Raw genomic sequence first — 21,974 nt, forward strand, 5'->3', positions numbered from 1 at the left:
CCATGAAAATAGTCTAAAAGTAAAAGTCCCGGTAAAGACATTGCTTAACCGGGACTTACTTATTGATTCGTTATCGTTTGTAGAAGCTATTTATTTGACTTCTTCAAAATCAACATCAGTTACTTCGCCATCCTGGCCACTGTTTGACGATTGATTGCTTCCGCCTTGGGCTCCTGCGTTGGCATCAGGTCCGGGCTGTTGGCCGCCGGCTTGTGCCTGTGCGTTGTACATTTCCTGTGAAGCAGCCTGGAATACCTGGTTCAGTTCTGCTGTTGCAGCATCAATTCCTTCCAGATTTTCGGCTTTGTGGGCTTCTTTCAGTTTGTTCAGGGCCTCTTCAATCGGTCCTTTTTTGTCGGCCGGCAGTTTATCGCCAAACTCTTTCAGTTGCTTTTCTGTTTGGAAAATCAAACCGTCAGCCTGGTTCATTTTGTCCACTTTTTCGCGGGCTTTTTTGTCGGCGTCAGCGTTGGCTTCTGCTTCGGCTTTCATTTTCTTGATTTCATCATCGCTCAGGCCCGAAGAAGCTTCAATCCGGATCGATTGTGATTTTCCGGTGGCTTTATCTTTGGCGTGAACGTGTAAAATACCATTGGCATCAATGTCGAACGCCACTTCAATTTGAGGCACGCCACGTGGTGCGGGTGGCAGACCGTCCAGGTGAAAACGTCCGATGGTTTTATTACCATTAGCCATTGGCCGTTCGCCCTGCAAAATATGGATCTCAACCGATGGCTGATTATCTGCAGCAGTTGTAAATGTTTCTGTTTTCTTTGTTGGAATGGTCGTGTTGGCTTCAATCAATTTAGTCATCACACCACCCATGGTTTCAATACCTAATGAAAGCGGAGTCACGTCAAGCAGCAGTACGTCTTTTACCTCGCCGGTCAATACACCACCTTGAATCGCGGCACCTACAGCCACAACTTCGTCAGGGTTTACACCTTTCGATGGTGCTTTCCCAAACAATTCCTGTACTTTATTTTGAATGGCGGGAATACGGGTTGAACCACCAACCAACAATACTTCATCAATATCAGATGCTGACAAGCCGGCATTTTTCAAAGCTTTTTTACAAGGCTCCATGGTGGCGTTGATCAGACTGTCAGACAACTGCTCGAATTTTGAACGAGTCAGTGTTTTCACCAAGTGTTTTGGTACACCGTCAACCGGCATAATGTAAGGCAGGTTGATTTCGGTTTGCGTTGAACTTGATAACTCAATTTTCGCTTTCTCAGCAGCTTCTTTTAAACGCTGCAAAGCCATGGGGTCTTTTCTCAAATCCAGCCCTTCGTCTTTTTTGAACTCATCGGCCAGCCAGTCAATAATCACCTGGTCGAAGTCATCACCCCCCAAGTGTGTATCACCATCGGTTGATTTTACTTCGAACACACCATCGCCTAATTCCAAAATGGAAATGTCGAAAGTACCACCACCCAAGTCGAATACGGCCACTTTCATATCTTTATGCATCTTGTCCAGACCATAGGCCAACGAGGCAGCTGTTGGTTCGTTAATGATTCGGCGCACTTGCAAACCTGCAATTTCGCCTGCTTCTTTGGTGGCCTGACGCTGTGAGTCACTGAAGTAAGCAGGAACGGTAATCACGGCTTCGGTTACTTCCTGTCCAAGATAATCTTCAGCTGTTTTCTTCATTTTTTGAAGAACCATGGCTGAAATTTCCTGCGGTGAGTATTTGCGGTCATCAATTTGAACGCGCGGCGTGTTGTTGTCTCCTTTTATCACTTTGTAAGGAACTCGTGATACCTCCTTGCTGACGTTGTCGAACGTTTCGCCCATAAATCGCTTAATAGAGGCGATTGTTTTCTCAGGATTGGTAATCGCCTGACGTTTTGCAGGATCACCAATTTTACGTTCTCCGTTCTCAACAAAAGCAACGATTGATGGCGTTGTTCTTTTTCCTTCGCTGTTAGGAATAACAACAGGCTCATTTCCTTCCATTACTGAAACACATGAGTTTGTTGTTCCTAAGTCAATTCCAATTATTTTTCCCATTGTAATTGTATTTTTATTTTTAATGTTTTCCTTTTGAATTAAAATTCACGAACAGGAAGAATCAATGATTATGCCAAGGGGCTTATCCTCATTTGAAATGCAATATTGGCACAATGGCCGGGCGGAAAAAAAGCAGGCTGACATATTTGGTGACAAAAAGACAGCGAGCCAATTTTTTTCTACCTTTATGCGACTAATCAATTAAACGAAACAAATCAATGAAATCAAATGCGATCAGGCTTGATAAAAACGAGCGCCTCTTGTCTCTTGATGCCCTTCGTGGGTTTGACATGTTTTGGATTACCGGCGGCAGTATGCTGGCCATTTTTATCGGTGAAGAGACCGGTTTTGACTGGTTGGCACAACAAATGCACCATGTTAAGTGGGCTGGTTTACGAATGTATGATTTAATTTTTCCGCTTTTCATGTTTATCGCCGGTGTGGCTATCCCATATGCACTTATTTCGAAGCTCGAAAAGAGTATTCCTCAAAAGGTTTTGCTGGGTAAGGTTACCAAACGAATGCTGATTTTAGTTGTTCTGGGTATTCTGTATAATGGAGCCTTGAGTGGCGATTTGACCAACATTCGGTATGCCAGCGTCCTTGGACAAATTGGGTTGGCTTATTTTTTTGCTTCGGTTATTGTGATTTACACCAAATCGTTTCGAAGCCGGCTTTATTGGCTCGTTGGTATGCTGATCGGCTATGCTTTTATACAGCTTTTTGTTCCGGTGCCCGGAGTTGGTGCGGGAGTGCTTACTCCTGAGGGATGTATTAACGGCTATATCGACCGGATGCTGCTTCCCGGGCGTTTGCACGGCGGAGTTTTCGATCCTGAAGGGCTGTTATGCATTGTGTCAGCCACAGGCATTACTTTAATGGGCTCGGTGGCCGGGCATTTCTTGCGCGGACAAAACCGGACACCCTGGCAGAAAATCAGTTTGCTATCAATAATAGGCATTGCTTTATTGGTCGTTGGCTTGCTGCTTCACCCGGTTTATCCGATCATCAAGTCAGCTTGGACCACCTCTTTCAACCTGGCTGCCGGAGGAATTAGCTTTTTGTTGATGGCGCTGTTTTACATGATTATTGATGTGCTGAAATGGCAGAAGTGGTCGTTCTACTTTCGGGTTATTGGCATGAATTCCATTTTTGTGTATCTGTTTGTGCATTTTATTGACGTGTCGCAATTGACTGGTTTTCTGTTTGGCTGGGCCCCGGAAATTTTGGGCGACTTTGGACAGTTGATCTGGATTGTTGGTTGGCTGGCAATTGTTTGGTCAATCTTGTATTATATGTATCGAAAGCAAATCTTTTTGAGAGTATAAAAAAGAGGGGTTGCTATTGGCAGCCCTTTTTTCGTATAAACCGGCAGGTCGTGACAGGTTTTCTGGATGAACACCATTTCAAGGCATAAATTCGTACTTTTGCAGATGAATTGAAATTTAAAGTTATGTCAGTACATAAAAATGATATCAAGCGGGTAACCACGCATGTCCTTTCAGAAATGAAGCTGAAGGGTGAAAAAATATCCATGTTAACCAGCTACGATTACAGCATGGCGAAGCTGGTGGACGAGGCCGGCATTGATGTGATCCTGGTAGGCGATTCTGCTTCGAATGTGATGTTGGGCAACGAAACAACGCTTCCGATTACGCTGGATCAGATGATTTATCATGGTGCGTCGGTTGTGAAAGCTGCCAACCGTGCGTTGGTTGTTGTCGACCTGCCTTTCGGGACTTACCAGGGAAATAGTAAGAAGGCTTTGAGTTCGGCCATTCGCATTATGAAAGAAACAGCGGCTGACGCGGTCAAACTGGAAGGTGGAAAGGAAATCATCGAGTCGGTTGACCGCATTCTTTCTGCAGGAATTCCAATCATGGGACACTTGGGGCTGATGCCGCAATCGATCCATAAATACGGAACTTATACGGTTCGTGCCAAGCAGGAGGCCGAAGCGGAAAAGCTGATTGAAGATGCCAAACTACTGGAAGAAGCTGGCTGCTTTGCCATCGTACTGGAAAAAATTCCTGCGGCATTGGGTCAGAAAGTGGCCGAGTCGGTCAAAATACCCATCATCGGAATTGGTGCTGGCGGTGGCGTTGACGGGCAAGTTTTGGTGATTCACGACATGTTGGGAATTACCCAGGAGTTTTCGCCCCGGTTCCTCCGTCGCTACCACAACCTGGCTGCCGAAATCAAAGGCGCTGTTGGTAGCTACATTGAAGATGTCAAATCCCGGAACTTCCCCAGCGAAAGAGAGCAGTACTAATATACAACGGGCAGAGGGCAGAGAGCAAAGGGCATGAGGCAGTGAGTGCGTAGCTTGAGATGATGGGAGTGTGAGAGACTGCGAAAAGGGAAAAGTAAAAAATAAATAAAGCAATGTCTAATCTGGTCAAAGTTATTTAGGCGTGGACAATGGACAACTTGAAACTTTAAACTCGGAACTCGAAACTAATTATGCAAGTAATATACGAAGACAATCATTTGATTGCAGTTAATAAAGCCTGTGGCGAAATTGTGCAGGGTGACAAAACCGGCGATGAAACGCTGATTGATATGGTCAAGGCCTATATCAAAGACAAGTACAAAAAGCCTGGTGACGTGTTTCTGGGATCGCCCCACCGGCTCGACCGGCCGACCAGCGGCGTGGTTTTGTTTGCACGAACCAGCAAAGCCCTGACCCGGCTGAGTGAGATGTTTCAGGATAAAGCGGCCATTAAGAAAACCTACTGGGCAGTGGTTGACCTGCTGCCAGAGGAAATGGAAGATACCTTGGAGCATTACCTTTGGAAGGACGAAGCCAAGAATAAAAGTCATGCTTCACCCACTCCCAAACCCAAGAAAGGGGCCCGCTTTTCAAGTTTAAGCTACCGGCACCGGGCCAGCCTGAACCGTTTTCATCTGTTGGAAATTGATTTGCACACGGGGCGACACCACCAGATAAGGGTGCAATTGGCTAAAATTGGCTGCCACATCAAGGGCGATTTAAAATATGGCGCCGCCCGGAGCAACCAAAATGGCGGCATTCACCTGCACGGGCGTAAATTGGAGTTTATTCATCCGGTGAGTAAAGTTCCCTTGAAAATTGTGGCGCAGCCTCCAAAAGGCGATCCGATTTGGGATGAACTGATTCAGATTAAGGAATTGAAAGAATAGGAAGGCGTCATACGATGGACTTCAGCGAATTGCCGTTGAAACTCAGCGGCAGAAGACCATTCACGTTGTCGAGCACTTCAATTTTGTTTGAGCTGTCCAGAATCACCCGGATTGGTTTCTGAAAGCGGTGTTGCGATTCGAGCATCACCTGGCGGCAGGCACCGCATGGGCTGACATTGGCGGCCGGGTTGCCATTTTGATCAATGGCTGTGACCACGATGGTTTCGATGGGGACTGCCGGATAGTTGGCATTGGCCCAAAAAATGGCAGCCCGCTCGGCACAGGTTCCCAAGGGGCTGGAGGCATTTTCCTGGTTGTTGCCCGTGACAATGGTTCCGTCAGCAAGCCGCAGCGCGGTTCCGACATGATAGTTTGAGTAAGGTGCATAGGCCAACAAGGCGGAGGCCCGCGCCTGCATGGTTAATTCCTGATCCACAGAGGGCAATTCGTCTAATTTTTCGAACTCCGATATACTAATTTTAATTTCTTTCGTTTTCATAGGGAGGCTTTGCCCAAATTTACATTTTTTTATGTAGCTATGCCAATGCCTCATGAGGGTCTGGCCTTTTTTCTCATTTTATGGTTTCGATTGATGCACAGATAAAGCCCAAAAAAGTTACAATTACAGGCTGGTAGTATTTTTTAGCTGCCCGCTTTTTCTATTTTTGCTAAAAAATTCGTTTATGATTCGTAAAACTTCGCTGAGTATCTTTTTTCTGATCTTTGTTCTGGTTGGTTTTAGTCAACGCATCAATACCCGTGAAGAGTACATTAAACAATACGCCGAGCTGGCGGTGAGCGAAATGATCCGTAGCGGCGTTCCCGCCAGTATCACCCTGGCCCAGGCTTGTCTGGAATCGGGAAATGGCAATTCGACCTTGAGCCGAAAAAGCAATAACCATTTTGGAATCAAGTGTAAAAGTACCTGGAACGGCAAGCGGGTTTATCACGACGATGATGAAAAAGGCGAATGCTTTCGTCGCTATAATTCGGTGGAGGAGTCTTTTATTGACCATTCCGATTTTTTGATGCTTAACCCCCGTTATGCCAGTCTGTTTCAATTGAAATTGACGGACTACAAAGGTTGGGCCCGTGGGCTGAAGAAAGCAGGTTATGCCACGAACCCACACTATGCCAATCACTTGATCCGGATTATTGAAGATCATAAACTGTATTTGTATGACGAGGGCCTTGACCAGTCGCAAATTGCCCGCATTCAGCAAAGCCATAAACCAGCCGATGGCCGAAGCCTGATCAATCCTTACCAAACACGAAAAGTGGTGATGCGAAATGGCCTGAAATCGATTGTGGTGAAAGAAGGCGACACCTTTCAGCGGATTGCACAGGAGTTTGACATGAAGGAGTGGGAGATTTATGCCTACAACGATTATGAAAAAGGACATCAACCGCGGGTGAACGAGATTTTATATGTAGAGCCCAAACGCCGGAAAGCGGAAAAGAACCATCAGATTCATCGCTTCGAGGCAGACGATACCATGCATTTTCTGTCACAACGCTATGGTGTGAAGCTCAATCGCCTTTACCGGCTCAATCGCATGAAACCCGGCGAAAGACCAGAGCCTGGAACGTCGATCTATTTGCGAAAGAAGAAACCCCGGAACTAATTTTTTTTGAACCAGGTTTGGCGCAGCACCCGGATTGTGAGGTAGAGAAAGCTCAGCGCAATAATCAAATAAACAGCAACCGGCAGATAGGCCAGGTTGTCGTCAAAACGGTAGTTGAAAATACGCAGCTTTTCACTGATTTGAAGACTTCCTTCGGCCCATGATGGCCAAATGACATGTTGGATGATGATGAAGTCGATATAAAAAAACAAGGCTGATAGTGCGAAGTAAAATAAGCCTAACAAGCTGCGGATGAATTGGACGGCTATCGTTTTCATTTGGTTCGAAGTGTCGAAATGCTGTGGAAACCTCTCAGAAACTCTCCGGTTTTCATTCGTTTTTTTCCTGAAAGCTGAAGGTCGGTCATGTTTAGCCAGCCATCAGCGGCTGCAATTTTCAGATAGCTTTTTCCGTCTGAGTCAATGGTTCCGGGCTTTGCCTGAGCATCTGCTTCAAAATCGGCAAAATAAATTTTCAGCGTGTACGCGTGCCCGTTTTCATCTTCCAGTTCGGTCCAGGCAGCGGGGTAGGGCGACAATCCCCGGATCAGGTTGCGGATTTGCTCACCGCTTTTGGTCCAGTCAATCCGGCAATCGTCCTTAAAAATTTTGGGCGCTGGTTTTAAGCTTTCAACTTTTATTTCGTCTTGTTCAAGTGGAGCGTAATTGCCTTCGGCCAGTGCATCCACTGTTTTCAACACCAGTTGGGCGCCAACATCCATCAGTCGATCATGAATATCGCCCACGGTATCGTTGTCTCCAATCGGTGTTTTTTCGTGAAACAGGATGGCGCCGGTATCAATTTCGTGCGACAGCAGGAACGTGGTGACGCCGGTTTCCTTTTCACCATTGATCACTGCCCAGTTGAGCGGCGCTGCACCACGGTATTGCGGAAGCAGCGAACCATGCAGGTTGAAGGTTCCCAGGCACGGCATGCTCCACACCACTTCGGGCAACATGCGAAAGGCCACAATGACTTGCAAATCGGCTTGCAGACTTTGCAATTCGCTGATGAAATCCGGATTCTTTAGTTTTTCGGGTTGCAGAATGCGCAATCCCTTCTCCAACGCATATTTTTTGACTGCTGATTCCTGCAATTTCCGGCCTCTCCCGGCTGGCTTGTCAGGTGCTGTGATGACACCCACCACCTGGTAGCCATTTTCAACCAAAGCAGCCAAGCTGGCCACAGCAAAATCGGGGGTTCCCATAAAAACGATACGTAAATCTTTTCCGGTCATAAATCAGAGTTTTGCACAAAGATACTTGTATCGCATCAGAAATTCCAAGCATTTGGCCACAGTTTGGCGGTTTTGCGACCCACTTTCTTCCAACGACTGAACCTTTTCATTTATGCGTGTATTAGTTGGAAAACAACACGCAGATATGAGCTTTCAACAACGAAAAATTGATTGTGATGAGCTGTTTTTCCTGCTTTCGGGATTTCGGTTACGCTCTAAAATTCTGGCTGCTTCTATGAAGTTTAATAATCAGGACTTAACTTGTTTCGCTTCCAGGTATTTCAATACAAACCGGATTTCAGAATAACTGTAATCGTCGCCAAGTGCTGACTTTACTGCAGTCATCGAATTGTTCGTGTGCTTTTTTAGCTGATTCATGATTGCTTTCTGCTTATGGGCTTCTACCAGCCGGTCGATGGGAAGTTCTCCTTCGCCAACAAAATGGACCAAGTGACTCTCAATCGTACTGGTGGCCAGTTGTCGCTCGGCTGCAATCTCTTCAACCGATTTGCCCGCTTTGAATAAGGAGTAGCTCAGGTGTTTGGAATCGAGCGTGGCTTTGGCCGGTTCTTTTTCAGCATTCAGCGGAAGCTCCAGTCCTTTTGCTTTGCGGTAGGCCAGCGTCATTTCCAGAATTTCCTTGCCAAACTGTTGCATCTTTTTGCCGCCCATTCCCCGAATGCCTTTCAGTTCAATTCGGGTCACCGGCAGTTTTTCAACAATCTCCAGTAAGGTTTTTTGCCGAATAACCCGGGAGATTTCCATTTTCAAATCTTTCGCTTTTGATTCGCGCCAGGCATGCATTTTTTTGAAAAAGTCGGGGTATTTGGCAAAGGCAGCATTGCCCGAACCCGTGGCTGCTTTCTCGCTTCCAAGATCAATCACTGCCCGGGCTCTGGCTTTCAGGTAGTCTTTCAAGATAAATCCTTCCTGACAACTGGTCAGTCCGCTGCGTTTAACGTTCATCTCTTTCCGAAGTTTTATAAAAGCCTCTTGCAGGCTTTTGCGCACCGCAGCATTATCTGTTTGAAAATCGGTTGCTTTAACGGGCTGTTCAAGAGTGATTTCCAATTTTTCGAGAAAGTAGGTACAGGCTTTTTTGACTCGGTCCTGCAAGGGCTCGTTTTGTTCCGCGTCTTCGCTCTGCCGGATTAATTGTTGAATCTGCCGCTCAAACTTATTCGCCACCCCGATCATTTCGGTTTTGAGAGGTTCTGTTATCGCTTCCAATTGCTGGTTGAGATTGCCCAAAAGTAAGGCGCCATGCTCGTTACAAAGTTTTTGAAGGTATTGAATTTGCCACAGGATGGGCTTAAAATCAAATAATTCGCTTAGCAATTGTTGCTGGTAGTTTCTTCGCGATTCGAGTAGCTCCTTTTCACCGGGCTGGTTTTGTTCAACCCGATCAGTAAATGACACCACTGTTCCGTCGTTTTTAATGCTGTGGGTTTCAATGGGTGTGCTTAGCACTAGCCCTTCCAGCGATTTGCAGCGGCTCAGCGCCACATAAACCTGTCCATGCGCAAACGATTGTCGGGCATTGATAATCGCTTTTTCAAACGTCAGCCCCTGGCTTTTATGAATGGTAATGGCCCAGGCCAGTTTTAGCGGAAACTGCTCAAAAGTCCCAATCACATTTTCTTCAATTTCCTGCGTTGTTTTATTTAGCGCATACTTGGCATTTTGCCATTCGTCGCGCTCAACTGCAATCGGCTCCGTTTCACCCTTGCATTGCACTTGAATCGAATCGTCGTCAATGCCGATCACTTTTCCGATCTTACCGTTGTAATAGCGTTTTTCTGCCGAACCGTCGTTTTTGACAAACATCACCTGGGCACCCACCTTAAGTACCAGTTCAATTTCTGTCGGGTACATGTACTCCGGAAATTCGCCGTGTACATTGGCCTCGAAGAAGTGTGCTTTTGGCTTGAGTTCCTTCAGCTTCGAACGATTGATTTCCTGAGACTGGTGATTGTGGGTGGTCAGTGTAATATAACCTTCCTTGTCGTTGGGATTGAAATTTGGCTGATAGCGCTGATTCAGCGTTTGAAGCGTCGATTCGTCCATCCGGTTTTCGCGGATTTGATTGAGCAGGTGAATGAAATGCTCATCGCTTTGCCGATAAATGTGCTTCAACTCAATACCGATGAAAGAGGCTTGTTTCAAGGCCCGACTGCTAAAAAAGTAGCAAGTGTCGTAGTAGCTTTTCAGCAGGCTCCATTCGTCATCTTTCACCACCGGAGCCAACTGTTGGAGATCGCCAATCATCAGCAGTTGAACGCCTCCAAAAGGCTTTCGGCGATCGCGAAACCGGCGTAGCACTTCATCAATGGCATCAAGTAAGTCGGCACGAACCATGCTGATTTCATCAATCACTAGTAAATCCAGGCTTCGGATGATGTTGATCTTCTCTTTGCTGTAGCGTTTAATGCCTGTCGGAGCATTCTGTCCCGAAGGATTACTGACGGAAAACGATGGATTAGCTTGTGGCACCTGAGGTCCAAACGAAATCTGGAAAAAGGAATGGATGGTAACACCTCCCGCGTTGATGGCTGCGACACCTGTGGGAGCAACGACCACCATGCGCTTGGGCGATTGTTTTTTCAGGTTGTGCAGAAAAGTGGTTTTCCCGGTGCCGGCTTTTCCAGTCAGGAAAATATTCTGATTGGTGTATCGCACAAAATCGCGTGCAAGCTGTAATTGAGGATTGTCGTCGGTTTTCATGTTCGGCTGGCTCTGTTTTAGTGGGTGAATCTTGGGTTATGGCTTGTTTGAAGTTTTGTTAAACCAAAATACGGAAAAATTGTGTGGGATAAAAATCGAGCCCTTGTTTTTTTGAGGCGATTTTTTTATTTCTTCATCTTCTAAAATTTGATACCATGTTTATCATTGCTTTGACTTATAAGGTTCCGGTGAGTGAGGCCGACAAGCACTTGCAGGCTCACATTCTGTTTATTGAAAAGTACTTTGCTGAAGGCGTTTTTTTACTTTCCGGAAAGAAAGTGCCTCGCACCGGAGGTATAATTTTGGCACAATGCGATTCGCGGGAAAAGCTGGAAATCTTGATTCGTGAAGATCCATTTTTTGATTTTGGAGTTGCTGATTTTGAAATCACAGAATTCCACGCGACCAAAGCCGGAAACGGATTGGAAAACTTGCTGGACTAAACGATTTTCTTCCCGTGAAACTCGCTGGTATGGATGGTTTGACTGAGTTTCGGCAAGTTGTCTTTGGTAACTTTTCCGGCGGCTACAATGGTGATTCGCCCATCAGCCTGTTGGATGAGTTGATTTAAGATTTCGGCACCTTCGCTGGCTGTGGCTTTTGTCCCCGATGTTAAGATCCGGTCAACACCCAGCTGAATGAGTGTTTCGAGCCCTTCCAGCGGATTGCTTAGTTTATCAAAAGCTTTGTGAAAAGTGACCTGCATGGGGCGTGCCAGCTCAATCAGTTTTTTGGTGTTGGGCTCGTCAATCTCACCATCTTTTGTGAGCAGACCAAACACTACAGCAGGTACACCTAGCTGTTTGCAGCATTCAATATCGGTTTGCATTATCTGAAGTTCATCGTCGGAATACACAAAGTCGCCACCTCGCGGGCGGATCATCACAAAGGACGGAATGTTCAGTTCTTCGACACAGGTTTTGATGGTTCCAAAAGACGGGGTGGTTCCACCTACTGCCAGGTTTTCACACAATTCAATACGGTCGGCTCCGGCTTTTTGAGCAGCCAGGGCCTGGCTAAAGTTTTCGACGCAAGCTTCTTTAATGATCATGCTGACTTAGTTTTTTGGCGCTTCTGCCGTTTCTATAATGTTCTTCGCCAGCGAAGTGGCCGCCAGCCAAGCCGTAGAGTAGGCAATTTGTAGGTTATATCCTCCGGTGTTGGCATCCAGATCAATCACTTCACCTGCAAAATATAGGTTTTTAATCAGTTTCGACTGCATGGTTTTGCTATCAATTTCGCTGGTACTAACACCTCCGGCAGTAATGATGGCCTCTTTGAAACCGCGGTAATCAGTCACATCAAACGTGAGGTTTTTCATCAGCAGCATTACTTTCCTCCGCTCCTTTGAATTCATTTGGTGCCCTTGTTTCTTTCCATCAATCTGCAATTCATTCAGGAAAACGGGAATGAGTTTAGACGGCAGCCATTCTTTAAAAATATTTTCAATCTGTTTTTTTCCGTTCGCATCTAAATCGCGAATCAGGCGGGCATCCAGCTTGTTTTCGTCGAGCGCTGGTTTCAGATCGATGCTGATGCGAACCTGCTTTTTCTGATCAAGTGCATCAACGACAAGCCGGCTTAAGGTCAGGATAATAGGACCGGTCAGGCCATAGTGGGCAAAAAGCATCTCGCCAAACTCCTCTTTCACTTTTTTGTTGTCGATCCAAACGCTGGCGTTCACATTTTTCAGGCTTAAGCCTTGAAGTTCGGCTGCCATGTTGCCAGATGTAATCAAAGGAACCAATGCCGGTCGCGCGGGTTGAATGGAATGGCCAAGTTGCCCGGCCAGTTGATAGCCGTCGCCGGTGGAGCCGGTTGCCGGGTAGGATTTTCCTCCGGTGCAAATGATAACTGCCGGGGACGAAACGGTTTCGCTTTGCCCGTTTCGGTCTATACGAACGCCGGTTATTTGGTTTTTTTCTACTAGAATTTGTTCAACTTTGGAAGAATAGATGATATTGACCTGGCGTTTTTTCACCCAGCTCATCAGGGCGTTGAGGACTTCCAGGGCGCTGTTGCTCGTGGGAAAAATCCGGCCACCACGTTCAACGGTGGTTTCCACACCTTCATTGGCTAGCAGTTGAATGATGTCTTTTGAAAAGAAAGCTCCAAACGCTGGCTTCAGGTATTTCCCATTTGGGAATATATTTTTGAAATAAGTCGACTGATGTGCATCGTTGGAAATATTGCATCGCCCTTTCCCGGTGATGAGTAACTTGCGTCCAGCCGAGCGCATTTTCTCCACCAGCAAAACCCGGGCTCCCAGTTCGGCTGCCCGTCCTGCCGCAATTAAACCGGCTGGCCCGGCTCCAACAACTACCACATCATAGGCTTTTGCCTGCTCTTTTTTCAACATTCAGTTTTCTTTTAGGCTGGCAAAAGTACAGGTTTTCAATCAACTTTTTAGCACGCGCTGTGCGATAAGTGGGCATGGGTAACAAACAAAAAAGCAGGCCGAAGCCTGCTTTTTTGTGTCGTCTCAGAAAGAGTTTCCTTACTTGGTCAGCAAATATTTGTTGATGTTTTCAACAAACATGTTCTTTGTTTCTTCTTCCGAGCGGCCAATTCCTGCCATCATGACTGGTTTTCCTTCCACAGGAATGTAGAGGAAAGCCGGAATACTTTGAATACCAAATACGCCGGCCAGCTCACGTTCTTTTTCGGTGTCAATTTTATAAACGTCAACCTTTCCGGCAAACTCGTGCGATACTTCTTCTAAAATAGGAGAAGCGATCCGGCAGGGGCCGCACCAATCGGCATAAAAATCAATAACGACGGGTTTGTCACCCAAGAATTTCCATTCTTCGGGCGATTCCTCGTAGTTCCAGACTTCTTTCAGAAATTCGTTTTTCGAAATTAAAACTGTTCCGCCTTCTTTTTCATCCTGCGAAACACGCACGGTTTTGCTTTCCGCAGATTTGTCGTTCGTTTTTCCGTTCCCGGTTGCACAGCCAACTGTGGTTACAGCAGCCAATGCAATCACTGCTAAGAGCTTTTTCATATGATCTGTTCTTTAATTGTATTTCAACTAACGGGTTATTCTTAATGCAACAATGCAAATATATAGAAATTTAAATATCAATGATCATACCATTCTTAATTTGTCAGATTCTGTCAGAAGCAATTTTTTCCGTTGTTCGCGCAACCCAAAGGCCTCCCTGTGTATCTATTGGATGTAAATTCAAAATGAAAAAGGAGAAAAAAAATGAAGACGCTTTTGAAATTTGGTTTAATCGGAATGCTGGCCTTTGGTTTGTTCAGCTGCGATTTAAATGATGATGACGACTATTCTTTAGGCAAATACTGGGTCGGATTTGGTATTGTTGACGTGGAAACCGGATCAGATTACACCATCAAAATGGATGATGGATCTGAGCTTTTTCCGGTAAATAGTGCTATTCATTGGCATGAGGAAGATGATAGCGCGCGTGTGTTGGTCAATTATACCATTCTTGACGAAAAGCGGGTAAACGATGAGTTTGAAGAATATTACGTCCGTGTTAATTCGGTGAAGGATATCTTGTTTAAAGGTATTCTGGATATAACCGAAGAACTTGAAGATAGCATTGGAAATGATCCGATTCATGTTGAAGATGTTTGGACCGTGAACAACATGCTGACATTTGAGCTCCAGTATTTGGGAAGCAACCGGATTCACTACGTCAATCTGGTGAAGGAGCCGGGCGAATTGACTGCTGATGACGAGCCAATTCAATTGGAGCTGCGGCACAATGCCCGCGATGATTATCCCAGCTATCACATGTCGGCTTTTGTAACTTTCGACCTAAGTTCGCTCCAAATTGAAGGACAGGATTCGGTGATGTACACCGTGACAGGAAAAGATTACCAAGGTGAAGTTTTTGAGTACGATGGAACTTATCGCTATTGATGGGTGATTGCATCAATTGGTTAAGATGATGGCACCTGTCCCGATTTTGGGGCAGGTGTTTTTGTATTAAAATACGACTTTACGTGGCAGAATCATTTTAATATTCTTTTCAAAAGTGTATTTTTCGGGTTCTGAAAATTGAAATTAATCCATGAGAAAAGTACTTTTTTTATCAGTTCTGGCCTTGCTGATTGGCACCGGAACACAATCAACTGCTATGACGGAAGAAAAGAAAACCTACGTCCCGGAGACACCCGTGTTGGAATCAGACAGGATGACTCCGGAAGTTTTATGGTCGTTTGGACAGGTCGGAAATACCGAGTTGTCGCCTGATGGACAAACTGTTTTGTTTGGAGTGACCTATTATCATATAGAAGAGAATAAGTCGTATCGGGAGTTGTACACGGTTCCGGTCAAAGGTGGGGCGGTCAGCCAAATTACCAATACGGCGCTCAACGAATCGGGGGCACGGTGGCGTCCGGATGGTAAAAAAGTCGGCTACTTGTTTGCTGCCGATGGAGAAACCCAGCTTTGGGAAATGAATCCGGACGGTTCGCAACCTGTGCAAATTAGCCGGGTTGAAGGTGGCATCACAGGCTTTAAGTATTCGCCGGATCAAAAGCATATCTTCTACACCAAAGCCGTCAAGTTGGATGATGATATTCACGATTTGTTTCCGGATCTTCCGAAGGCTAATGCCCGCCTGGAAGATGATTTGATGTATCGGCATTGGGACAAATGGCACGACTACACCTACAACCACATATTTGTGGCTGAATACGGGCAAGGGGAAATTACCAAGGGCAAGGATATTCTGGAAGGGGAAAAATTCGACAGCCCGGGCAAACCGTTTGACGGATTGGAGGAAGTGGTTTGGAGCCCGGACGGCAAGCAGTTGGTTTATTCGTGCAAAAAGCTGACCGGAAAGGACTATTCGCTTTCAACCAATACCGACTTGTACTTGTATGATTTGGAAACGGGCGAAACCACTAACCTGACCAAAGAAAACAAGGGATACGATAAAAGTCCGCTGTTTTCTCCCGATGGAAGCAAGTTGGCGTGGACGAGTATGGCACGTGATGGTTACGAGGCCGACCAAACCCGCTTGTTTGTCATGGATTTGAAAACCGGTGAAAAGACGAACTATTCGGCGGCTTGGGAGCAAAACGCCAGTCATTTAAGTTGGTCAAACGACGGCAAGTTGATTTATTTCATCAGCAACATTCATGCAACGGATGAAATATACAGTTTGAACTTGAAAAGCGGAAAAATAAGCCGCTTGACTGACGGTGTGCACAACTACCAACTGGCAGTTGAAACGGCCGATGGGAAATTGCTGGCGCAAAAAGTATCCATGTCGCAACCTGCCGAATTATATTTGGTCGACCCAAAGACCGGGAAAGACGAGCCGCTGACCGCCGTAAATAAAGGCCTGCTCGACCAGTTGGAGATGGGCAAGGTGGAAGAACGCTGGGTGAAAACCGTGGACAACAAGGATATGCATCTGTGGGTGATTTATCCGCCGCATTTCGATCCGAATAAAAAATATCCAACCCTGCTTTACTGCCAGGGAGGGCCGCAGGGAACCGTTAGCCAATTCTGGTCAACCCGCTGGAACTTTCAGATGATGGCCGCCAATGGTTATATTGTAGTTGCTCCAAACCGCCGCGGTTTACCGGGTTTCGGAATGGAATGGCTGGAGCAAATCAGTACCGATTATGGCGGCCTCAATATTCAGGATTATTTTTCGGCCATTGATGCCGTGAGCAAAGAGCCTTTTGTTGACCAGGAGCGGCTGGGGGCTGTTGGTGCCAGCTATGGCGGCTTTTCAGTGAATTTTTTGGCCGGCCATCACGAAGGACGTTTTAGTGCATTTATTTCGCATTGCGGTATTTTTAACTTCGACCAAATGTATGTGACTACCGAAGAAATGTGGTTTGAAAACTGGGACATTGGCGGTCCGTTTTGGGATCAAGACAATTCGGCAGCGCAGCGTTCTTACAGCTTTTCGCCGCACTTATTTGTTGAGAAGTGGGACACACCGATTTTGGTGATTCACGGTGAAAAGGACTTTCGGATTCCATACACGCAAGGAATGGGAGCTTTCAACGCAGCCGTTTTGCGCGATATTCCGGCTCAGTTTCTCTATTTTCCTGAGGAAAATCACTGGGTAACTTCTCCCCAAAACGGGATTGTATGGCAGCGGGTTTTTAAGCAATGGCTGGATAAATGGCTGAAATAGCACGAGGATTTTTGTAAATAAAATAAGGCAGTTGATTTGTTGATCACTGCCTTATTTTTTTGGAGATGATTTGTATTTCAACAGTTTACTCAATAAGCGATTGGTGTGTTTGTTTACGAAATTTAAAGGGCGAGGAGAATTTTTTTGAGCTTACATTTTGCGGGTTGCTTGTTTCAGGTTGGCTGCCATTTCAATGGGCACTTTCAGGGTGAAGGTGCTTCCTTTTTCAGGAAGAGAACACACCGTCAGCTCGCCACACAGTATTTTGGTAATTCGTTTCGAAATGGCGAGGCCAACGCCAATGCCACTGTAAACCCGGGTGCTGGAATCATCAATTTGCCTGAAAAAATCGAAAATCAATTTTTGCTGATGTTGAGGAATTCCAATTCCACTGTCTTTTATTTGAATGGAGAGTTTGTTGTTTTTGATGTCGGCCCGGTATTCGATGGTACCCGAAATCGTAAATTTGATGGCGTTCTTAAGCAGGTTGATGATGACCTGGTTGATTTTATTCGAGTCAGCAATGAAATGACTATTGACAAAATCGGGTGAAGGATTGTAAATCAGTTTCAGGCTTTTTCCTTTTTCCGACAGTTGTAGCATTTCATCCAGCAAGGTTTTGTGCTGGAGGAACATCTCACCGCCTTTAATATATTCTTCCCTGATTTGGACAAACGACTCGTCGGCCAGGGCCAGGTTCAGAATATCTTCAATGATTTGCAGGAGGTTTTTCCCGCTACGATAGATTTTATCAGCAAAATTACTGGTTTCTGTTGCTGGAATTTTATTCATTCTCAGCAGATCGCTAAACCCAAGAATGTGATGCAGCGGCGTTCTTAATTCGTGGTTTACAGTTGCCAAAAATGCTGATTTGATTTGGTCGCTTTCTTCGGCTTTTTCTTTGGCTTCAACCAACACTTTCTGATGAATATTGGCGTTCAGGGCGCTGGCAATGGCATGGGCAACCGTGTTCATCAGATGAATATCAGCCTCCAGCCATTCTTTTTCTTTAACTACCGAGTCGAATCCGATGAAGCCCAGCAGGTTTTTTTGGAAATGAATGGGCACCACCAACAAGGAAATAATAGACTGGCTCCTTAAAATTTCTTTTTCTGCTCCGGCATTAACGGGCAATTCATCTACTTGTCCGATATAGATGTGCTCCAGTTTATTTAGCTTTTTCATCCACCACGAGAAAACCGAGGAGGGCAGGTTTTGCAACCGTTTCATTTCTGTGGAGATGCCGGGTGCATGCCATTCATGGGTATTGTCCATAAATGAATTGTTGTCCTGGAATTGAAAGACGTAGCAGCGATCTACGCTCAAAAACTCACCGATTTTTTGTAGGGCCAGGTTGATTACTTTGTCTGCCTCGTTTACTTGGATTCCTACAAAATCTGACGAGATTTCAGAAACCAGTTTTTCAATCTCATAGCGATATTGCAGGTTGTTTTTTGATTGATAAAGTTCGGAGATATCTGTTGACGTGCCGCTCAGTATCTGGGGATTTCCAAATGAATCGGATACGGCGATTCCGCCATTAAACTGGGCCCAAACCCAACTTCCGTTCTTGTGTTTTAGTCTCGCTCTGAATGAAAAGTGCTTTTCGCCATGCTCGAATACACGATCGAGAGTTTCTTTAATTAGCTCCAGATCGTCGGGGTGGCAGCGTTTAAACCATCGTTTTGCAGTAAGCGGATAAAGCTCTCCGGGAGTGTGTCCAATGAGGTTGGCCCAGGCTTCGTTCACCATGAGTTTGTCGGTGTCAATGTTCCAATGCCAAATGCCGGTCTGAGCTGCATTCAACGCTGTTTGTAGGATACTTTCCTGAGTTTGCTTTATTTTTTGCTGTTGTTCCAAATGGTTAATGTTTAGCTTCCTAAAATTAGAGTTTAATTTTTCATCCCCTGCACGCCTATGTACTTTTAACTTTTATTAAGGCTTTTGAAACGTTATCAAAAACGATTGGCGTTGGTACTGAAAAACCAGACTAAAGAACTACTGTTTGATTGATGTTCTTGAACGGGTTCCTGTTCTTCATTTAATTTTTTGAACTTACACTACAAATTACAAATAATATTGAGTGAAAAAGGGGTGCTTTAAAAAATCTTATTCACACGAAATTAACAATCAGTTGTTTGGCCAAAGCCGGGCGATTCGTCGATTGGATTTCGAATTGAAGTCCGATTTTAAAGCAACCGATTTATGCGATTTCCGAGGCTGCTTCTTCATCTAAAAAGAAGATGATTTGTCCGTGTTTTGGTTCAATATAAAATGTTGGAAGTTTACTGGCTTTCTGCTTGTTATTCATGATTTCGGAAATCCGTTTGGCTTTTGATTTTCCTGAAACCAGGAAATAAACCCGGTTGGCATTGTTGATGACCTTTCCGGTCAGGCTCACGCGTTTTTGGCCACTATCGGGGTGAGTCGCCACTTCGCATATTTTCGGAGAATGAAGGAGCTCCAGCTCGTGCGGAAAAATGGATGCAGTATGTCCGTCATCGCCCATTCCGAGAATAATCAGGTCGAAAACCGGCCAGTCGGCCCGCTCGTTCAGGTGCGACTGGATCTCACGGATGTAATCGTTTGCGGCATCGTCAGGCGCGAGCTCTCCTTTGACCCGATGCACCTGGCTTTCGCTCATGACGATTTTTGAAAGCAGGTGTTTTTGCGTCATTCCATAGTTGCTTTCTTCGCTGGTTGGTGGCACGCAGCGCTCGTCGCCCCACCAAAAATGAATACGATCCCAGGGCATTTTCTCCGCGTAAGTGCTGGCCAAAACATCAAACAAGAGTTTTGGGGTACTTCCTCCTGAAAGGGCTATATCGAAACGTTGCCGGCTGCTTTTTACCATGTGATAAAGCTCTGATGCAAAGGCTTCGGCGAGTTCTTGTGCGTCGGAGAAAATTTTTATTTCCTTATTTTCAGCCATGATCTTTTCTTGTTTTAGTTCGAAATAATTCTTTACAGTTCACAGTATGTTCCGTCATTCGACAGGTTTTTGCAGGGGTAACGCCATTGTCCGTCTTCAACCAATTGGTCTGCAACATCGGGGCCCCAAGTGCCTGCAGGGTAGCCATAAATCGGAATTTCCGCATTATTTTGCCAGGCATTCATAATGGGCTGTACATACTCCCAGGCTTTTTCCACAGCGTCGCCGCGCGAATACAGTGTGGCATCGCCTTGCATGCAGTCGAGCAGCAGGCGTTCGTAAGCTGCGGGCAGCCGTTGTGCGTCGGCCAGATCTTCGTAATGGAAATCCATGTTGACCGATTGCACCCGAAATCCGGCTCCGGGAACTTTCATGCCAAATTTCAGCAAGATGCCCTCATCGGGTTGAATCCGGATGACCAGTTGGTTGGCTGTTTGTTCCGTGTTGTATTGATTGCCAAACAAATGATGCGGTGTTTTTTTGAAGTGAATGACGACTTCGGTGACCCGGGTAGGAAGTTTTTTGCCTGTGCGGATATAGAACGGAACGCCCGCCCAGCGCCAGTTGTCAATGAAAAACTTCATGGCCAGAAAGGTTTCTGTACGACTTTCAGGATCAACGCCTTCTTCTTGTCGATATCCCTTGACCAATTCATTTTTAATGTGCGATTCGATGTATTGTCCCCGAATCACGTATTTTTCAACTTCCTCTTCCTTGATGGGCCGGAGCGATTGAAATACTTTCAGCACTTCATTTCTGATGGCATCGGCTTCAACAACTACGGGCGGTTCCATAGCTACCATACCAACCAGTTGAAGCAGGTGGTTTTGCACCATGTCGCGCATGGCACCGGAATGGTCGTAATAGCCACCACGATTTTCAACTCCCAGGCTTTCGGCCGAAGTTATTTCAACGTGATGGATGAAATTGTGGTTCCAAATGGGTTCGAAAATTCCGTTGGAGAATCGTGTCACCAGCAGGTTTTGTACGGATTCCTTGCCCAGGTAATGGTCAATGCGGTAGATTTGGTTCTCAGCGAAATAGTTGAGCAAGTTTTTGTTCAGTTCCTTGGCCGAATTCAAATCTGTTCCGAATGGTTTTTCTACGATCAATCTTCGAAATCCATCGTCCGACTTGTTCAGATCGACGCTGGCCAGATTTTTCGGAATAATTTCGTACAGTTGCGGTGGGGTGGATAAATAGAAAATAAAGTTTTCAGGGATCGCCTTTTCTTTGGCAATGGTCAATAATCTATCTTTCAATACCGGGTAATCATACGATTCGGAGGTTGAAATGGATTGATAAAATAACCGGTCCAGAAATTTAGTCACCAGTTTTTCGTCTTCATTTTTTCCAAGGAATTCAGTCATGCGCTGGCGAAATTCCCTGTCCGACAGGTTGGTGCGGCTCACGCCGAGCACGGCCAAGGCATCGGGCAGCAGGTTTTGTTTTTCCAATTCTAGAAGGGCAGGGATCAGTTTGCGCTTGGTCAGGTCGCCGGAGGCTCCAAAAATGACTAATATATGTGATTCGGCTTGTTTCATATTGCTGATTTTTCAGGGATAAACAAGTAGCATGCGATGAAGTTCTTTAAATGGTCTTTTTTTTGTTTTCACGTTTCAGGCTGTTAAATATACAACGAATTGCCTGCAGTGTTCGAAATAGTTGAGCTTGAAGTGTTGAAAACGATCCGAGGTCTTTAATTCTGCAGTCAGCTGGTGGTTGGCTTCCGGAATGAGCGTGATTTGGTTGGCGAAATGAATACCAGGAATGCCGGCAATTTTGTACACCGCTTCTTTAGCGCACCAGAATAGGCAGTGCCAGTTTTCATGTTTCTGAACCAGTTCAATTTCTTGCGGCGAAAGGTATTTTTTTTCAATACTGGAAAAATTCCGGTTTAGGCTTTCAATATCCAGCCCAACGGGTTTATTCGGATGAAGGAAAATGCCGGCCAGCTGGTTCGAGTGGCTGATGCTAATGTGCTGGTAGTGGGCGTGTTTTATTTGCGGCTGCCCGTTGTTGGTGTAGGAAACTGTCAAATCAGTACAACCGATGTGTTTGAGCATCATTTTTATGGACACTGACCGAAGATCTGGAATGGCTAAAAGCACAGTTTCCATTGGTGCAAACCGATCCGACCTTTC

At 45.6% G+C, this 21,974-nt stretch carries 19 protein-coding genes; 7 read left to right on the forward strand and 12 right to left on the reverse strand.

The window, feature by feature from the left end; all coding sequences use genetic code 11:
- Window positions 1-90: 90 nt before the first annotated feature.
- On the reverse strand, window positions 91-2,016 hold the full coding sequence (gene dnaK / locus NC99_RS14480; RefSeq protein ID WP_053185041.1) for a molecular chaperone DnaK: 1,926 nt from the start codon (window positions 2,014-2,016) through the stop codon (window positions 91-93).
- 218 nt (window positions 2,017-2,234) lie between these two features.
- On the opposite strand from dnaK, the gene NC99_RS14485 reads away from it, so the two are divergent.
- The 3 genes from NC99_RS14485 (at window position 2,235) to NC99_RS14495 (ending at window position 5,178) form a co-directional block, all read left to right on the forward strand.
- Entirely contained in the window at window positions 2,235-3,344 is a 1,110-nt protein-coding gene (locus NC99_RS14485) for an acyltransferase family protein (RefSeq protein WP_053185044.1), read from the forward strand.
- A 125-nt stretch (window positions 3,345-3,469) separates the two neighbouring features.
- Window positions 3,470-4,288 (forward strand): 3-methyl-2-oxobutanoate hydroxymethyltransferase, encoded by an 819-nt coding sequence (panB, locus tag NC99_RS14490; protein WP_053185047.1) that lies wholly within the window; start codon window positions 3,470-3,472, stop codon window positions 4,286-4,288.
- A 191-nt stretch (window positions 4,289-4,479) separates the two neighbouring features.
- Window positions 4,480-5,178: an RluA family pseudouridine synthase gene (locus NC99_RS14495; protein ID WP_053185050.1), complete on the forward strand. Its 699-nt coding sequence runs from the start codon at window positions 4,480-4,482 to the stop codon at window positions 5,176-5,178.
- Between the two features lie 7 nt (window positions 5,179-5,185).
- Here the strand turns inward: NC99_RS14495 and NC99_RS14500 are convergent, their stop codons facing one another.
- Window positions 5,186-5,677, reverse strand: coding sequence for a cytidine deaminase (locus NC99_RS14500; protein WP_053185052.1), 492 nt, complete (start codon window positions 5,675-5,677; stop codon window positions 5,186-5,188).
- A gap of 184 nt (window positions 5,678-5,861) precedes the next feature.
- On the opposite strand from NC99_RS14500, the gene NC99_RS14505 reads away from it, so the two are divergent.
- Entirely contained in the window at window positions 5,862-6,803 is a 942-nt protein-coding gene (locus tag NC99_RS14505) for a glucosaminidase domain-containing protein (RefSeq protein ID WP_053185054.1), read from the forward strand.
- Here NC99_RS14505 and NC99_RS14510 read toward each other — a convergent pair.
- The 3 genes from NC99_RS14510 to NC99_RS14520 all read right to left on the reverse strand — a co-directional run bounded on the left by NC99_RS14510 (window position 6,800) and on the right by NC99_RS14520 (window position 10,764).
- Window positions 6,800-7,081, reverse strand: a complete 282-nt coding sequence (locus NC99_RS14510) for a hypothetical protein (protein ID WP_053185056.1) — start codon at window positions 7,079-7,081, stop codon at window positions 6,800-6,802. The two genes, NC99_RS14505 and NC99_RS14510, sit on opposite strands and share 4 nt — an antisense overlap.
- On the reverse strand, window positions 7,078-8,040 hold the full coding sequence (fmt, locus tag NC99_RS14515) for a methionyl-tRNA formyltransferase (RefSeq protein ID WP_053185059.1): 963 nt from the start codon (window positions 8,038-8,040) through the stop codon (window positions 7,078-7,080). Before fmt ends, NC99_RS14510 begins: the two co-directional genes overlap by 4 nt.
- Window positions 8,041-8,289: 249 nt before the next feature.
- Window positions 8,290-10,764, reverse strand: coding sequence for a helix-turn-helix domain-containing protein (locus NC99_RS14520; RefSeq protein ID WP_053185062.1), 2,475 nt, complete (start codon window positions 10,762-10,764; stop codon window positions 8,290-8,292).
- A gap of 155 nt (window positions 10,765-10,919) precedes the next feature.
- Between NC99_RS14520 and NC99_RS14525 the strand changes: the two genes are divergently transcribed.
- Window positions 10,920-11,207: a YciI family protein gene (locus tag NC99_RS14525; RefSeq protein ID WP_053185065.1), complete on the forward strand. Its 288-nt coding sequence runs from the start codon at window positions 10,920-10,922 to the stop codon at window positions 11,205-11,207.
- On the opposite strand, the gene NC99_RS14530 is transcribed toward NC99_RS14525, so the two are convergent.
- The 3 genes from NC99_RS14530 to NC99_RS14540 all read right to left on the reverse strand — a co-directional run bounded on the left by NC99_RS14530 (window position 11,204) and on the right by NC99_RS14540 (window position 13,768).
- A complete protein-coding gene (locus NC99_RS14530) occupies window positions 11,204-11,815 on the reverse strand; it encodes a copper homeostasis protein CutC (protein WP_204375016.1) in 612 nt (203 codons plus the stop codon). The genes NC99_RS14525 and NC99_RS14530 overlap by 4 nt on opposite strands.
- Window positions 11,816-11,821: 6 nt before the next feature.
- Complete coding sequence (locus tag NC99_RS14535) at window positions 11,822-13,123, reverse strand: BaiN/RdsA family NAD(P)/FAD-dependent oxidoreductase (protein ID WP_053185068.1); 1,302 nt, start codon at window positions 13,121-13,123, stop codon at window positions 11,822-11,824.
- A gap of 138 nt (window positions 13,124-13,261) precedes the next feature.
- Window positions 13,262-13,768, reverse strand: coding sequence for a thioredoxin family protein (locus tag NC99_RS14540; RefSeq protein WP_053185071.1), 507 nt, complete (start codon window positions 13,766-13,768; stop codon window positions 13,262-13,264).
- Window positions 13,769-13,972: 204 nt separating this feature from the next.
- Between NC99_RS14540 and NC99_RS14545 the strand changes: the two genes are divergently transcribed.
- Both NC99_RS14545 and NC99_RS14550 read left to right on the forward strand, forming a co-directional pair.
- Window positions 13,973-14,656, forward strand: a complete 684-nt coding sequence (locus tag NC99_RS14545; RefSeq protein WP_053185074.1) for a NigD1/NigD2 family lipoprotein — start codon at window positions 13,973-13,975, stop codon at window positions 14,654-14,656.
- Window positions 14,657-14,807: 151 nt separating this feature from the next.
- Window positions 14,808-16,898: a S9 family peptidase gene (locus NC99_RS14550; RefSeq protein ID WP_053185077.1), complete on the forward strand. Its 2,091-nt coding sequence runs from the start codon at window positions 14,808-14,810 to the stop codon at window positions 16,896-16,898.
- 150 nt (window positions 16,899-17,048) lie between these two features.
- Here NC99_RS14550 and NC99_RS14555 read toward each other — a convergent pair whose 3' ends face one another.
- The 4 genes from NC99_RS14555 to NC99_RS14570 form a co-directional block, all read right to left on the reverse strand.
- The gene (locus NC99_RS14555; RefSeq protein WP_053185080.1) at window positions 17,049-18,758 is read right to left on the reverse strand and encodes a sensor histidine kinase; all 1,710 of its coding nucleotides are present in this window, start codon (window positions 18,756-18,758) and stop codon (window positions 17,049-17,051) included.
- A gap of 343 nt (window positions 18,759-19,101) precedes the next feature.
- Window positions 19,102-19,830 carry a 6-phosphogluconolactonase gene (gene pgl / locus NC99_RS14560; RefSeq protein WP_053185083.1) on the reverse strand — a complete coding sequence of 243 codons (729 nt, stop codon included), beginning with the start codon at window positions 19,828-19,830 and terminating at the stop codon, window positions 19,102-19,104.
- A gap of 32 nt (window positions 19,831-19,862) precedes the next feature.
- Window positions 19,863-21,374: a glucose-6-phosphate dehydrogenase gene (zwf, locus tag NC99_RS14565; RefSeq protein WP_053185085.1), complete on the reverse strand. Its 1,512-nt coding sequence runs from the start codon at window positions 21,372-21,374 to the stop codon at window positions 19,863-19,865.
- A gap of 75 nt (window positions 21,375-21,449) precedes the next feature.
- Window positions 21,450-21,974: 4'-phosphopantetheinyl transferase family protein (locus NC99_RS14570; RefSeq protein WP_204375017.1), on the reverse strand; the 525-nt coding region annotated here is incomplete at its 5' end.

The organism is Sunxiuqinia dokdonensis (assembly GCF_001270965.1).
GTDB classification, from domain to species: domain Bacteria; phylum Bacteroidota; class Bacteroidia; order Bacteroidales; family Prolixibacteraceae; genus Sunxiuqinia; species Sunxiuqinia dokdonensis.

Excerpts from the sequence above, each read along its gene's own strand:
- dnaK (WP_053185041.1), bottom strand. The coding sequence starts at position 2,016 with ATGGGAAAAATAATTGGAATTGACTTAGGAACAACAAACTCATGTGTT.
- NC99_RS14485 (WP_053185044.1), top strand. The coding sequence starts at position 2,235 with ATGAAATCAAATGCGATCAGGCTTGATAAAAACGAGCGCCTCTTGTCT.
- panB (WP_053185047.1), top strand. The coding sequence starts at position 3,470 with ATGTCAGTACATAAAAATGATATCAAGCGGGTAACCACGCATGTCCTT.
- NC99_RS14495 (WP_053185050.1), top strand. The coding sequence starts at position 4,480 with ATGCAAGTAATATACGAAGACAATCATTTGATTGCAGTTAATAAAGCC.
- NC99_RS14500 (WP_053185052.1), bottom strand. The coding sequence starts at position 5,677 with ATGAAAACGAAAGAAATTAAAATTAGTATATCGGAGTTCGAAAAATTA.
- NC99_RS14505 (WP_053185054.1), top strand. The coding sequence starts at position 5,862 with ATGATTCGTAAAACTTCGCTGAGTATCTTTTTTCTGATCTTTGTTCTG.
- NC99_RS14510 (WP_053185056.1), bottom strand. The coding sequence starts at position 7,081 with ATGAAAACGATAGCCGTCCAATTCATCCGCAGCTTGTTAGGCTTATTT.
- fmt (WP_053185059.1), bottom strand. The coding sequence starts at position 8,040 with ATGACCGGAAAAGATTTACGTATCGTTTTTATGGGAACCCCCGATTTT.
- NC99_RS14520 (WP_053185062.1), bottom strand. The coding sequence starts at position 10,764 with ATGAAAACCGACGACAATCCTCAATTACAGCTTGCACGCGATTTTGTG.
- NC99_RS14525 (WP_053185065.1), top strand. The coding sequence starts at position 10,920 with ATGTTTATCATTGCTTTGACTTATAAGGTTCCGGTGAGTGAGGCCGAC.
- NC99_RS14530 (WP_204375016.1), bottom strand. The coding sequence starts at position 11,815 with ATGATCATTAAAGAAGCTTGCGTCGAAAACTTTAGCCAGGCCCTGGCT.
- NC99_RS14535 (WP_053185068.1), bottom strand. The coding sequence starts at position 13,123 with ATGTTGAAAAAAGAGCAGGCAAAAGCCTATGATGTGGTAGTTGTTGGA.
- NC99_RS14540 (WP_053185071.1), bottom strand. The coding sequence starts at position 13,768 with ATGAAAAAGCTCTTAGCAGTGATTGCATTGGCTGCTGTAACCACAGTT.
- NC99_RS14545 (WP_053185074.1), top strand. The coding sequence starts at position 13,973 with ATGAAGACGCTTTTGAAATTTGGTTTAATCGGAATGCTGGCCTTTGGT.
- NC99_RS14550 (WP_053185077.1), top strand. The coding sequence starts at position 14,808 with ATGAGAAAAGTACTTTTTTTATCAGTTCTGGCCTTGCTGATTGGCACC.
- pgl (WP_053185083.1), bottom strand. The coding sequence starts at position 19,830 with ATGGCTGAAAATAAGGAAATAAAAATTTTCTCCGACGCACAAGAACTC.
- zwf (WP_053185085.1), bottom strand. The coding sequence starts at position 21,374 with ATGAAACAAGCCGAATCACATATATTAGTCATTTTTGGAGCCTCCGGC.